The organism is Staphylococcus sp. FSL W8-1268 (assembly GCF_038003965.1).
Lineage (GTDB): Bacteria > Bacillota > Bacilli > Staphylococcales > Staphylococcaceae > Staphylococcus > Staphylococcus hominis.
Genome location: NZ_JBBOQE010000001.1, coordinates 1,497,187 through 1,510,976, shown reverse-complemented (window position 1 = coordinate 1,510,976; position 13,790 = coordinate 1,497,187). Strand labels below are relative to the sequence as shown.

Here is a 13,790-nt window from a genome sequence, read left to right as displayed (position 1 = left end):
ATCATGCTTAACGCACAGTTTTTCACAGATACTGGACAACATCGAGAAAAGAACGAAGACGCGGGAGGTATATTTTATAACCAAACACATCAACAATTGTTAGTGTTGTGTGATGGAATGGGTGGTCATAAAGCAGGTGAAGTTGCAAGTCAATTTGTTACTAATCAATTACAAGACTATTTTGAAAAAGAAAATTTTATTGAATTAGACCGAGCTGAATCATGGTTAAGTCAAACATTAAAAGATATTAATCTCGAATTATTTGAATATGCTACAACGAATGAAGAATATCGTGGTATGGGCACAACGTGTGTATGTGCCCTCATATTTGATAATAAAATTGTAGTAGCAAATATTGGTGATTCTAGAGCATACGTGATTAATTCAAGAGAAATTGAACAGATTACCTATGATCATTCATTTGTTAATCATTTGCTTATGACAGGACAAATTACTGAAGAAGAAGCGTTTAATCATCCTCAACGTAATATAATTACTAAAGTAATGGGTACCGATCGCCGAGTAAGTCCTGATATTTTTACAAAACGCATCAGTTACTATAATTATATATTACTTAATTCTGATGGACTGTCAGATTATGTAAGAAATCACGAAATAGAAACGTTAATGAATCAGTCTACATCATTAAATGAACTTGGAGAAGCACTGATACAAGCTGCCTTAGATCATCAATCTAAAGATAATGTGAGTGTACTATTAGCTGAAATTGAGGGTAATAATGTATGAATGGCAAGCTAATTAATGATCGCTATCAACTCATAGATAAACTTGGTGGCGGAGGAATGAGTATGGTTTATCTTGCTGAAGACACTATACTTGAACGTAAAGTGGCTATTAAAGCAATTTCTATTCCCCAAAGCGAAAAAGATGAAACTATGAAACGTTTCTACAGAGAGGTAAATAGTGCTACACAAATTGTTCATGAAAATATCGTGGAAGTATATGATGTTGAAGAAGATGATGATAATTTCTATCTTATTATGGAATATATTGATGGGCCGACACTATCTGAGTATATACATAGTCATGGTCCATTGAATATAGAAACAGCTATTGATTTTATTAAGCAAATTTTAAATGGAGTAAAACAAGCGCATGAGCAACGTATTATACATAGAGATATTAAACCTCAAAATGTGCTAATTAATAAAGATAAAATTTTAAAAATTTTTGATTTCGGCATCGCAAAAGCGTTAAGTGAGACATCAATGACTCAAACAAATCATGTGCTTGGAACGGTTCAATATTTATCTCCAGAACAAGCTAAAGGAGATAAAACGAATGAAACAACCGATATCTATTCAATTGGTATAGTGTTGTATGAAATGTTAGTTGGTGAACCACCTTTTAGTGGAGAGACAGCTGTAAGTATTGCTATTAAACATATTCAAGAAACGGTTCCTAATATTACTGAAAAATATCCAAATATTCCACAATCTTTAAGTAATGTGGTACTTAAGGCGACTGAAAAAAATCCTAAAGATCGTTATCAAACGATAGAAGAAATGTATAATGATTTGAGTAGTGTGCTTGTTACAAGCAGATTAAATGAAGAAAAGCATACGCGTATAAGTGATACCACCCAAACAGTACCCATTGATAAAAAAGAAATAAAAAATAAACTCGAAGAAGAAACTCATAAAAAAGATATAGCGCAAACGATGCAAATTCCTATTATCAATCATCATAAATTTCAAGCAAGTGAAAATAATGTATACACACCTAAACGTAAAAAACGTTCTAAAAAGAAAAAGTTCGCTATTATTTTTATTTTAGCGCTTTTATTATTAAGTTTGATTGGGTTTATCGCTTGGGGCATGCTTAGTGATAAATATACAGAAATGCCTGATTTAACGGGTAAAACTGAAAAAGAAGCAGAAAAAGTATTAAAAGCTTCGCATTTAGAAATAGGACATATATCTAGAGAATATAATGATGACTATCCCGAAAATAAAATTATTAACTCCAATCCTAAAGCAGGAGAACGTGTTAACCAACAAGAAAAAGTAGATGTTGTGTTATCAAAAGGCCCAGAAAAGATAAATATGCCTAATGTGATCGGGATTAAAAAAGAAGAGGCTATAAAAAAACTTAAAGATCATAAATTAAATCATGTGACAACTAATCAAGAATATAATAGTCAAATGCCAAAAGGATATATTTTCAAGCAAAATATTAACCCTAATGAATCGGTGAAACTTAACGATCATCATATTGTACTGACTGAATCGTTAGGTGTAAAAAAAGTTTACGTCAAAGACTATGAAAATAAAAATTATCAAAATGCTAAAAAAGAATTAGAGTCGATGGGTCTAAACGTACAAGTTAAGACGACTAATAGTGATACTAAAGATAAGGATATCATTATTTCACAATCTCCAAAGCAGACTGAAGTAAATGAAGGAAGTACAGTAGAATTTATGGTTTCTAAGGGTAAAGATAAAAAAGAAGATTCAAAAAAGGACTCAGATTCTTCTGATGATAAGAAAGATAATCATACGACAAGCGTAAAAAATTATACGGAAACTTATCATATTCCGTATACTGGAAATGATGGAGAAAGTCAAAAGGTAAAGATTTATATTAGAGATAAAAATAATAGTGGTACACAGGTAAGTCAAACATACAATATTCACAAAGATAAGATCATTACTATTCCATTAAAAATTGAACAAGGTGATTCTGCTGGATATACGATTGAAGTAGATGACAATGTTATTGCAGATAAAGATATTGACTATGAATAAATTTCAAATATCAGAACAAGAGTAAGATAGTAATGATAAGTTATGCATCGTTTACTGTTTATACATTAACATGTATTTTATGATATAAATGATGTCAATTTTAAAAGGCAATTTCTATTGAAATAATATAGAAATTGTCTTTTTAACAACTATAATTTTATTATGTAAAGTTAACTTTTTTGAGCGATTTTAATGTCTTTCTATCCTTATCTTTATGATGATGGTATAGAATATATATTATTAATTCTATGTTTGCTATAATAATATAAATATAAATACTTAATTTGAGGTGTTAATTTGGAAACAGGACGTATTGTTAAATTAATTAGTGGAGTATATCAAGTAGATGTAGGTGGAAAAAAATATAATACTAAACCTCGTGGTCTTTTTAGAAAGAAAAAATTTTCTCCTGTAGTAGGAGATATCGTTGACTTTGATATTCAAAATGAAGATGAAGGTTATATTCACCACGTACATGAACGCCACAATGCATTAAAGCGTCCTCCAGTAAGTAATATTGATGGTCTGGTTATTGTAATGAGTGCGGTTGAACCTAATTTTTCAACACAATTGTTAGATAGATTTTTAGTGATTGCACATTCTTACAACTTATCTCCTAGTATATTAGTCACTAAAAAAGATATTGCTAGTGAAACGCAAATCAGTCATATCGAAACATTACTAAATACATATAAGGAAATAGGATATTCTGTTCAATTTGTAGGTAAAGAAACTGATAAAGTTGATATTGTGAATACCTGGCCTAATGGTCTAATTGTGCTAAGTGGACAATCTGGTGTTGGAAAATCAACATTTATAAATACGTTTAAACCAGAACTAAATCTTGAAACCAATGATATTTCTAAATCACTTAATCGAGGTAAACATACGACAAGACATGTAGAACTATTTGAAAGAGAAAATGGTTTTATAGCAGATACACCTGGTTTTAGTGCACTTGATTTTGATCATATTGAAAAAGATGATGTAAAGTATTACTTTAAAGAAATTAATGCTTTTGGAAATGATTGTAAATTTAGAAATTGTAATCATATTAAAGAACCTAAATGCAATGTTAAACATCAATTAGAAAACAATAATTTAGCGCAATTTCGCTATGAACATTATTTACAATTAGTTAATGAAATTTCGAATAGAAAGGTTAGATATTAATGAGACACATTTTTCCTTCTTTATTATCAGTCGATTTTTTGAATTTAAAACAGGAAATACAATTATTAGAAGAAGCAGGCGTTGACGGTCTACATTTTGATGTTATGGATGGTCAATTTGTACCTAATATATCAATTGGATTACCCATATTAGATGCAGTAAGATCAACTACGCAATTACCAATTGATGTACACCTCATGATTGAGAATCCTGAAAACTATATTGAGACATTTGCAAAACATGGGGCAGACATGATTTCAGTCCATATTGAATCAACCCCTCATATTCATCGTGCTATTCAACTTATCAAAAGTCTAGATAAAAAAGCAGGTGTAGTAATTAATCCTGGCACCCCTGTAGATAGGGTCGTGCCTGTTCTTTCTATGGTGGATTATGTTTTAGTAATGACGGTTAATCCTGGATTTGGTGGACAAACATTTATCGACATGTGTGCTTCAAAAATTAAGTTATTAAATGATTTGAAGTCATCTTTTAATTTAAATTTTGATATTGAAGTCGATGGTGGTATAAATGATAAAACGATAGATATTTGTGCAAAACATGGGGCTAACCTTTTTGTTACAGGTTCATACTTTTTTAACCAAGATGATTATAAAACAGTGACTAAAATATTGAGAGGTTGAGATAATGAAAATTAATTTACTATGTGGAGATCGGCATTTACCCCCTCATATTTTTTCAAAATTATCAACTGAATCGTGGGGCGGAATAGACCGTGGGACTTTAATTCTTTCTGAACAAAGTATTGTACCTGTTTTTTCAGTGGGCGATTTTGACTCCGTCAATGATGAAGAAAGAGAAATTTTAAAAAAAACATTAAATATTCATCCAGTTAAAGCTGAAAAAGATGACACTGATTTAGCATTAGGCGTAGAACAAGCCATTCAAAAGGGATATACAGAAATAGATATCTATGGAGCAACGGGTGGAAGATTAGATCATTTTATGGGAACATTACAAATTCTTTTCAAGTCAGTCTATATAAAAAAAGAAATTATAATTAAAGTAATAGATAAGCAAAATGAAATCATGCTACTTAATACTGGGACACATCAACTTCATAAATCTGATAAATATCAATATGTTTCATTTATTCCAGTAAATGGAGAAGTGATAGTATCTTTATCTGGGTTTAAATATAATTTAGATCATCAGCATTTAGAAATAGGCTCTACACTGACAATCTCTAATGAAGTCGATCAATCAATAGCGATTATCGAAGTTGAAAAAGGTCAAGTATTGCAAATGAGAAGTAAAGATTTAGAGTAATAAAAAAATGCCTTCACCACATATGAAGGCATTTTTAGTGCATTATATTTATTAAACTCTAGTAACTTTACCAGATTTTAAAGCACGAGCAGAAACCCAAACTTTTTTAGGTTTACCGTCAACTAAAATTCTAACTTTTTGAAGGTTAGCGTTAAATCTGCGTTTGTTCGCATTTAAAGCGTGTGAACGATTATTACCAGTCGTAGCTTTACGACCTGTTACGTAACATTGTTTACCCATCAAAGTACCTCCTTTAATAAATATAAATACACTTAACTACTTATATACTTTAAATAAGATACCATATATCAATATTTAAAGCAATAAAATCATATGTAATTTATGTTAATTGTTTTGAAAATGTAAATCTATGGTATAATTAACTATTGTGGAGTTATTATAATATATTTTTATGTAGATTGGCTTATTTATAAAATAGTTATCTTTATCATATATGTATACATCATTTTTAAATATGATTTTAACCATAATTCAGGAGGATAATGAAGATGACATTAGAGATCTTAAATGACTATGGCAAAATTGATATCTCAAATGAGGTCATTGCTTCTGTTGTAGGAAGTAAAGCTGTAGAAAGTTATGGCATTGTTGGCATGGCATCTAGACAACAAGTAAGAGACGGTATTGCTGAAATATTAGGACATGAGAATTATGCTAAAGGTATTGTTGTTAAAGAAGATAATGGTGTGATTGATATAGATATGTACATCATTGTAAGTTATGGTGTCAAAATTTCTGAAGTAGCTAACAATGTACAATCATCAGTAAAATATACACTCGAAAGTTCACTTAATATTAAAGTGAATTCTATTAATATTTTTGTACAAGGTGTAAGACTTAATAACAAGGGCAAGAAGGTATAGGAGGACAAAGCACGATGATTAGCAAAATTAATGGTAAATTATTTGCCGATATGATAATACAAGGGGCACACAATTTATCTAATAATGCAGATTTAGTTGATTCCCTTAATGTATATCCGGTACCTGATGGTGATACAGGAACAAATATGAATTTAACAATTACCTCAGGTCGCGAAGAAGTTGAAAATAATTTATCTCAAAGTATTGGTGAATTAGGTAAAACTTTTTCTAAAGGACTTTTAATGGGAGCACGTGGTAACTCTGGTGTTATTTTATCTCAATTATTTAGAGGATTTTGCAAAAATATTGAAGATGAAAAGGAAATTAATGCTCAACAATTTGCTAGTAGTTTTCAAGCAGGTGTCGATACAGCTTATAAAGCAGTCATGAAACCAGTTGAAGGAACTATTTTGACTGTTGCCAAAGATGCAGCAAGTGCAGCTATGACTAAAGCAGAAGAAACAGATGATTGCATCGAAGTAATGGAATATACAATCGAAAAAGCTGAGCAATCTTTAAATAATACGCCAAATTTATTAGCAGTTTTAAAAGAAGTAGGCGTAGTGGATAGTGGCGGTAAAGGTTTATTGTGTGTCTACGAAGGCTTTTTAAAAGGACTAAAAGGCGAAAAAGTTGAAGCTAACAAACAAAAATTAGACACAGAAGATTTGGTTCATGAAGAACATGATTTTCATGGGGTTATTAATACAGAAGATATTAAGTACGGTTATTGTACTGAAATGATGGTACGCTTTGGAAAAGATAAAAAAGAATTTAATGAACAAACATTCAGAAATGACATGAGCGAATTTGGTGATTCGTTATTAGTTATTAATGATGATGAAATAGTTAAAGTCCATGTACATACAGAAACACCAGGTGAAGTGTTCAATTATGGACAACAATATGGTGAGCTTATTAAATTAAAAGTAGAAAATATGCGTGAACAACATCGTGAAGTAATTAGAAAAGAACAAAGTCATCAACAAGCAACAGCTTCGCAACAACCTAAAACAGTTGAAACAGCAGTAATTGCCATTTCAATGGGTGAAGGTATCTCTGAGTTGTTCACTTCAATGGGTGTGACACACATTATTAGTGGTGGGCAAACAATGAATCCTTCTACAGAGGATATTGTTAAGGTGATTGAACAGTCTGAATGCCAGCGTGCAATTATCTTGCCAAATAATAAAAATATTAGAATGTCAAGTGATCAAGCAGCACAACTTGTTAAAGCTGATACAGTAGTCATTCCAACTACATCTATTCCTCAAGGTATTGCAGCACTTTTCCAATATGATGTTGCATCTACGTTAGAAGAAAATGCGTCTCATATGAATACAGCGTTAGAAACTGTTAAATCTGGCTCAATTACATTTGCTGTCAGAGATACTAAGATTGATGGTGTAGATATTAAAAAAGATGAATTTATGGGATTAGCTGAAAGTAAAATTGTGACTAGTAATGCAGATGAATTTAAAACTATTACTGGCTTATTAAGTACATTGTTAAATGAAGAAAGTGAAATCTTAACAGTGATTACTGGTGAAGATGCACAATCTGATATGACAACTCAATTAGAAGAATGGGTAGAAAATGAATATCCAGATGTTGAAATAGAAATCCATAAAGGTGATCAACCAATTTATCCATATTTATTTGCTGTAGAATAAAGTGAGATTTAATAGTGGGAGTGATAACGATGAAATGATTATCGTTGTCACTCCCCATTTTATATTTAATAAAAGTATTGAAAAATATGACACTGGAAAACTTACTTTAATAGGTTTTTCAAGACATAATGACCAGTCAATATATATTAAAATAGAAAAATATGCTATCAATAATGAACTGTAAAATAGAGGAAGATATCACAATTAAGAAGATAACTAATATTCAAAGAGTGATTAAAAAAATATCATATAATTTAGCAGTAATAATAACTGGGAATGTATGTATAAATCGTTTTTTGATTTAAACCTTGATGGAACATAAAAATACTTCGTACTTCTAAAATTTAAATAAGATTAAGAGCTAATGCAAAATCATTTAAAATAGATTTATGCTCTCTTTCATATTATTAGTTAAGTATGATAAAACGATATTAGTATTAAAAGTGAATGTTGTACGTTTAAATGAAGTGAGTGATATTCATTTGTCAAGTGGACTATAGTAAGATGGTATCACTAAATATTTATAATAAACGTGATAAAATATAAATAAGATTAAAAATATTAGGTGAGAAATAATGTCGAAAGTTAGTTTAATTGAAAGTCCATATCCGCTTCAATCTATAAAAGGACTTGGACCAAAGAGAATTGCTTTACTACATGAATTAAACATTCACACAATAGAAGATTTAGTGTTGTATTTACCAACGCGTTATGAAGATAATACTGTTGTAGATTTAAACTTAGCTGAAGATCAATCTACTGTGACAGTAGCAGGAGAAATTTATTCTGTACCCACGGTAGCCTTTTTTGGTCGGAATAAATCAAAATTAACTGTCCATTTAATGATTGATAATATCGCAGTTAAATGTGTATTTTTTAATCAACCGTATTTAAAAAAGAAAATTGAGTTAAATCAAACAGTGACAATAAAAGGTAAATGGAATCGTGCTAAACAAGAAATTAATGGCAATCGTATTTTTTTTAATGACACTCATACCTCTACTGAAGAAGTAAGATTAGAACCGGTATATCGACTTAAAGAAGGTATTAAACAAAAACAAATGCGTGATATGATTCATCAATCTCTTAATGATGTCACTATACATGAATGGATTACGGAGGAATTAAGACAAAGGTACAAATTGGAATTACTAGATTATACTATTAAAACGTTGCATCTACCTAAAGATAAACAAGCTCTTATGCGTGCGAGACGTACATATGCTTTTACTGAATTATTTATGTTTGAACTACGTATGCAATGGTTAAATCGCTTAGAAAAAGCTTCAGATGAAGCCATTGAAATTAATTATGATATTAATAAAGTGAAGTCATTTATCCAGTCGTTACCTTTTGAATTAACAGATGCACAGAAATCGAGCGTTAATGAAATATTTAGAGATTTGAAAGCGCCAATACGCATGCATCGTTTATTACAAGGTGATGTTGGGTCAGGGAAAACAGTTGTAGCAGCAATTTGTATGTATGCACTCAAAACTGCTGGATATCAATCTGCACTGATGGTACCTACAGAAATTTTGGCTGAACAACATGCAAATAGTTTAACAGAACTTTTTGGTGACCATATGAATGTTGCTTTATTAACTGGATCGGTAAAAGGAAAAAAAAGACGTGTATTGTTAGAACAATTAGAGAATGGAACGATCGATTGTTTAATTGGCACGCATGCATTGATTCAAGACGATGTACAATTTAAAAATGTAGGGTTAGTTATTACTGATGAACAGCATCGTTTTGGTGTGAATCAACGTCAATTACTAAGAGAAAAAGGTGCTATGACCAACGTATTGTTTATGACTGCGACGCCTATACCGAGAACGTTAGCCATTTCAGTATTTGGAGAAATGGATGTGTCCTCAATTAAACAATTACCTAAAGGTCGAAAGCCAATTATTACACATTGGGCGAAACATGAACAGTATGACCAAGTGTTAGCTCAAATGACAAGCGAACTAAAAAAAGGACGTCAAGCCTATGTGATTTGTCCACTAATTGAAAGTTCTGAACACCTAGAAGATGTACAAAATGTTGTTGAACTTTTTGAGTCACTACAAGCGTTTTATGGTAAAACACATGTAGGTTTATTACATGGGAAAATGTCAGCAGACGAAAAAGATGATGTAATGGCACGTTTTAGTAATCATGATATTGATATCTTAGTGTCGACAACCGTAGTTGAAGTAGGCGTTAATGTTCCTAATGCTACATTTATGATGATTTATGATGCTGATCGCTTTGGATTATCTACACTACATCAACTTAGAGGTCGTGTTGGACGTAGTGAACATCAAAGTTATTGTGTATTAATTGCATCACCTAAAACAGAAACTGGCATAGAAAGAATGACCATTATGACACAAACTACAGATGGATTTGAATTAAGTGAATATGACTTAGAAATGAGAGGCCCTGGTGATTTCTTTGGAGTTAAACAAAGCGGGTTACCAGATTTTATGGTTGCTAATATAGTAGAAGATTATCGTATGCTAGAAGTAGCTCGTGATGAGGCCGCAGAACTCATTCAATCTGGGGAGTTTTTTACTGAGAAATATGAACGTTTAAGAGCATTTATCAACGACCACTTACTTAACATGAGTTTTGATTAACATCAGTAAACTGATATTTAATTCAAATTATTTATTATATGAGAATGTAATATTTGTTGAGGATAATAAATAGAAAGTGTTATGATATGTGAGGAATGATTAAGACTTGGTACTAAAATATTTAAAGGGGAGGAAAGTATGAAATTAAAAAAAACAGAACGTCGTCATGAGATTAAGAAGGCGATTAATGAAAACCCCTTTATTACGGATAGTGAATTGTGTGAATTATTCAACGTAAGTATTCAAACTATCCGTCTGGATCGCACACAACTTAATATTCCTGAATTACGTAAACGTATTAAATCTGTAGCCAAACAAAATTATGAATATATCAAAGGATTGGAAGCTAATGAAGTGATTGGGGATCTTATTCAAGTTAAACCTAATTATTCTGCCCAATCTATTATAGAAATTACAGAAGAGTATGTGTTTCAAAAAACACGTATTGCACGTGGGCATATTTTATTTGCTCAAGCTAATTCATTATGTGTAGCCCTAATACATAACTCTACTGTTTTAACTCAAGAAAGTAATTTGAAATTTATTGAAAAAGTAAAGTTGCATGATAATGTTAGAGCAGAAGCAACCGTAATCAATAGAACAAATCGACATTATGATATAAAAGTGGAATCTTTTGTAAAAGATACACTCGTTTTTACAGGCATATTTAAAATGTTTTATATAAGTGAGGATGAAAACCATGGTTAAAATTGCTGTAGATATGATGGGTGGCGACAATGCACCAGGCATCGTATTAGAAGCTGTAGAGAAAGCAATCAATGATTTTAAAGATTTAGAAATTATTTTATTTGGTGATGAAAAACAATATACATTAAATCATAAGCGTATAGAATTTAGACATTGTTCAGAAAAAATTGAGATGGAAGATGAGCCTGTACGTGCCATTAAAAGAAAAAAAGACAGCTCAATGGTACGCATGGCAGAAGCGGTTAAATCTGGTGAGGCAGATGGTTGTGTATCTGCTGGTAATACAGGTGCTTTAATGTCAGCAGGGCTATTTATCGTCGGACGTATTAAAGGCGTAGCTAGACCAGCACTTGTTGTCACATTACCTACTATCGATGGTAAAGGATTTGTCTTTTTAGATGTTGGAGCCAATGCAGATGCAAAACCTGAACACTTATTGCAATATGCACAGCTAGGTAATATTTATGCTCAAAAAATTAGAGGTATTCAACAACCTAAAATATCATTGTTGAATATCGGAACTGAACCAGCAAAAGGAAATGCCTTGACTAAAAAAACATATCAATTATTAAAAGATGAAGCGACTCTCCGATTTAATGGAAATATTGAGGCTAAAACATTGATGGAGGGTGACACAGATGTAGTTGTCACTGATGGTTATACTGGAAATATGGTACTAAAAAACATCGAAGGTACTGCTAAATCAATTGGAAAAATGTTAAAAGGTACACTACTAGCTAATTTAAAAAATAAGCTTGCTGCTGCGATATTGAAAAAAGATATCAGTAAGTTTGCGAAAAAATTAGACTATGCAGAATATGGTGGGTCTGTTCTTTTAGGGTTAGATGGTACTGTAGTAAAAGCACATGGTGGTTCAAATGCACGTGCATTCTATTCTGCAATTCGACAAGCTAAAATTGCTGGTGATGAACAAATAGTAAAAATTATGAGAGAAACGGTAGGTGGTGACAATGAGTAAAACTGCAATTGTTTTTCCTGGACAAGGTGCACAAAAAGTAGGAATGGCTAAAGATTTATATCATGTTAATAAAGATGCGACTTCTGTTTTAGAATTAGCGCAAACAACTGTTGATTTTGATTTATTAGAAACGATGTTTACAGATAAAGAGAAAAAATTAGGAGAAACTGAGAATACTCAACCTGCATTGTTAACACATAGTATTGCATTACTAGAAGCACTAAACCGTATAGATGCTGACTATACAATGGGGCATAGTCTTGGTGAATATTCAAGTTTAGTGGCTGCTGGCGTACTAAAATTTGAAGATGCAGTGAAAATTGTGCGTAAGCGTGGCGAATTAATGACTCAAGCTTTTCCAAATGGTGTAGGAAGTATGGCTGCTGTTTTAGGGTTAAGTTATGAAGAAGTAGATGAAATTTGTAAAGAAATTTCATTTGGAGATCAATTAATTGAACCTGCCAATATTAATGCACCAGGTCAAATTGTTGTATCTGGGCATAAGGCGCTGATTGATAAATTAACTAAAGAAGGAAAAATTTTAGGTGCGAAGCGTGTGATTCCTTTAGCAGTATCAGGTCCCTTCCATTCTTCAATGATGCAAGTAATTGAAGAGGATTTCGCTTCATTTATTGATCAATTCACTTGGAATGATGCTCAATTTCCTATCGTTCAAAATTATAATGCTCATGGAGAAACAAAAGCAGAAACGATTAAACAAAATATGGTGAAACAACTCTATTCACCAGTACAATTTATTAAATCTACAGAGTGGTTAATAGACCAAGGCGTGGATCATTTTATTGAAATTGGGCCTGGTAAAGTATTATCTGGTTTAATTAAAAAAATTAATCGAGATGTAAAAATTACATCGATTCAAACATTAGAAGATGTGAAAGGATGGAATGAAAATGACTAAAAGTGCATTAGTAACTGGTGCTTCTAGAGGAATTGGACGTAGTATTGCATTGCAATTAGCAGAAGATGGATTCAATGTAGCAGTTAATTACGCGGGTAATAAAGAAAAAGCAGAAGCAGTGGTTAAAGAAATCAAAGAAAAAGGCGTAGAAAGTTTTGCAATACAAGCAAACGTTGCTGAAGGTGATCAAGTCAAAGCCATGATTAAAGAAGTTGTAAATCAATTTGGCTCTTTAGATGTTCTTGTAAACAACGCAGGTATTACAAAAGACAATTTATTAATGCGAATGAAAGAGCAAGAATGGGATGACGTTATTAATACTAACTTAAAAGGGACATTTAATTGTATTCAAAAAGCTACGCCACAAATGTTACGCCAACGTAGCGGTGCTATTATCAATTTATCTAGTATTGTAGCGGCTATGGGTAATCCTGGACAAGCTAATTATGTAGCGACAAAAGCAGGTATTGAAGGACTGACAAAATCAAGTGCACGTGAACTTGCTTCACGTGGTATTACTGTTAATGCAGTTGCGCCTGGGTTTATCGTCTCAGATATGACAAATGCATTAAATGAAGATCTTAAATCACAAATGTTGGAGCAAATTCCATTATCACGTTTTGGAGAAGATAAAGATATTGCCTATGCAGTGTCATTTTTAGCATCTAATCGTGCGAAATATATTACTGGTCAAACGTTATCAGTTAATGGTGGCATGTATATGTAATATATACGTCATGTATTTAAAAGGATAAATAGTCATTATATC

The 13,790-nt window shown here is 31.7% G+C and carries 13 protein-coding genes; 12 read left to right on the top strand and 1 reads right to left on the bottom strand.

Annotation, left to right across the window (positions count from 1 at the left end):
- Positions 1-3: 3 nt before the first annotated feature.
- From NST64_RS07610 to NST64_RS07590, 5 genes are all read left to right on the top strand, one after another.
- Positions 4-747, top strand: coding sequence for a Stp1/IreP family PP2C-type Ser/Thr phosphatase (locus NST64_RS07610; protein ID WP_002448792.1), 744 nt, complete (start codon positions 4-6; stop codon positions 745-747).
- Positions 744-2,768, top strand: a complete 2,025-nt coding sequence (gene pknB / locus NST64_RS07605) for a Stk1 family PASTA domain-containing Ser/Thr kinase (protein WP_049418208.1) — start codon at positions 744-746, stop codon at positions 2,766-2,768. The genes NST64_RS07610 and pknB overlap by 4 nt, the downstream gene beginning before the upstream one ends.
- A 297-nt stretch (positions 2,769-3,065) precedes the next feature.
- Positions 3,066-3,941 carry a ribosome small subunit-dependent GTPase A gene (gene rsgA, locus NST64_RS07600; RefSeq protein ID WP_002448849.1) on the top strand — a complete coding sequence of 292 codons (876 nt, stop codon included), beginning with the start codon at positions 3,066-3,068 and terminating at the stop codon, positions 3,939-3,941.
- Positions 3,941-4,585, top strand: a complete 645-nt coding sequence (gene rpe, locus NST64_RS07595) for a ribulose-phosphate 3-epimerase (protein ID WP_002455440.1) — start codon at positions 3,941-3,943, stop codon at positions 4,583-4,585. The genes rsgA and rpe overlap by 1 nt, the downstream gene beginning before the upstream one ends.
- 4 nt (positions 4,586-4,589) lie before the next feature.
- On the top strand, positions 4,590-5,231 hold the full coding sequence (locus NST64_RS07590) for a thiamine diphosphokinase (protein ID WP_002455439.1): 642 nt from the start codon (positions 4,590-4,592) through the stop codon (positions 5,229-5,231).
- Between the two features lie 51 nt (positions 5,232-5,282).
- On the opposite strand, the gene rpmB is transcribed toward NST64_RS07590, so the two are convergent.
- Positions 5,283-5,471: a 50S ribosomal protein L28 gene (gene rpmB, locus NST64_RS07585; protein WP_002448748.1), complete on the bottom strand. Its 189-nt coding sequence runs from the start codon at positions 5,469-5,471 to the stop codon at positions 5,283-5,285.
- Positions 5,472-5,740: 269 nt separating this feature from the next.
- Here rpmB and NST64_RS07580 point away from each other — a divergent pair, with 269 nt between their 5' ends.
- From NST64_RS07580 to fabG, 7 genes are all read left to right on the top strand, one after another.
- Positions 5,741-6,115, top strand: a complete 375-nt coding sequence (locus NST64_RS07580; protein ID WP_002448841.1) for an Asp23/Gls24 family envelope stress response protein — start codon at positions 5,741-5,743, stop codon at positions 6,113-6,115.
- Positions 6,116-6,129: 14 nt separating this feature from the next.
- Entirely contained in the window at positions 6,130-7,788 is a 1,659-nt protein-coding gene (gene fakA / locus NST64_RS07575; protein ID WP_002448785.1) for a fatty acid kinase catalytic subunit FakA, read from the top strand.
- Positions 7,789-8,363: 575 nt separating this feature from the next.
- Positions 8,364-10,415, top strand: a complete 2,052-nt coding sequence (gene recG / locus NST64_RS07570; protein ID WP_049437956.1) for an ATP-dependent DNA helicase RecG — start codon at positions 8,364-8,366, stop codon at positions 10,413-10,415.
- A 138-nt stretch (positions 10,416-10,553) separates the two neighbouring features.
- On the top strand, positions 10,554-11,123 hold the full coding sequence (gene fapR, locus NST64_RS07565; RefSeq protein WP_049336517.1) for a transcription factor FapR: 570 nt from the start codon (positions 10,554-10,556) through the stop codon (positions 11,121-11,123).
- Positions 11,116-12,102, top strand: coding sequence for a phosphate acyltransferase PlsX (gene plsX, locus NST64_RS07560; protein WP_049418206.1), 987 nt, complete (start codon positions 11,116-11,118; stop codon positions 12,100-12,102). Before fapR ends, plsX begins: the two co-directional genes overlap by 8 nt.
- Positions 12,095-13,021: an ACP S-malonyltransferase gene (fabD, locus tag NST64_RS07555; RefSeq protein WP_049418205.1), complete on the top strand. Its 927-nt coding sequence runs from the start codon at positions 12,095-12,097 to the stop codon at positions 13,019-13,021. The genes plsX and fabD overlap by 8 nt, the downstream gene beginning before the upstream one ends.
- Positions 13,014-13,748 (top strand): 3-oxoacyl-[acyl-carrier-protein] reductase, encoded by a 735-nt coding sequence (fabG, locus tag NST64_RS07550; RefSeq protein WP_002448838.1) that lies wholly within the window; start codon positions 13,014-13,016, stop codon positions 13,746-13,748. Before fabD ends, fabG begins: the two co-directional genes overlap by 8 nt.
- The last annotated feature ends 42 nt before the right edge of the window (positions 13,749-13,790 follow it).

Bases quoted from the DNA above. Each gene is read 5' to 3' on its own strand.
- fabG (WP_002448838.1), top strand. From the start codon at position 13,014: ATGACTAAAAGTGCATTAGTAACTGGTGCTTCTAGAGGAATTGGACGT.
- fapR (WP_049336517.1), top strand. From the start codon at position 10,554: ATGAAATTAAAAAAAACAGAACGTCGTCATGAGATTAAGAAGGCGATT.
- NST64_RS07610 (WP_002448792.1), top strand. From the start codon at position 4: ATGCTTAACGCACAGTTTTTCACAGATACTGGACAACATCGAGAAAAG.
- fabD (WP_049418205.1), top strand. From the start codon at position 12,095: ATGAGTAAAACTGCAATTGTTTTTCCTGGACAAGGTGCACAAAAAGTA.
- NST64_RS07590 (WP_002455439.1), top strand. From the start codon at position 4,590: ATGAAAATTAATTTACTATGTGGAGATCGGCATTTACCCCCTCATATT.
- pknB (WP_049418208.1), top strand. From the start codon at position 744: ATGAATGGCAAGCTAATTAATGATCGCTATCAACTCATAGATAAACTT.
- rpmB (WP_002448748.1), bottom strand. From the start codon at position 5,471: ATGGGTAAACAATGTTACGTAACAGGTCGTAAAGCTACGACTGGTAAT.
- fakA (WP_002448785.1), top strand. From the start codon at position 6,130: ATGATTAGCAAAATTAATGGTAAATTATTTGCCGATATGATAATACAA.
- NST64_RS07580 (WP_002448841.1), top strand. From the start codon at position 5,741: ATGACATTAGAGATCTTAAATGACTATGGCAAAATTGATATCTCAAAT.
- plsX (WP_049418206.1), top strand. From the start codon at position 11,116: ATGGTTAAAATTGCTGTAGATATGATGGGTGGCGACAATGCACCAGGC.
- rpe (WP_002455440.1), top strand. From the start codon at position 3,941: ATGAGACACATTTTTCCTTCTTTATTATCAGTCGATTTTTTGAATTTA.
- recG (WP_049437956.1), top strand. From the start codon at position 8,364: ATGTCGAAAGTTAGTTTAATTGAAAGTCCATATCCGCTTCAATCTATA.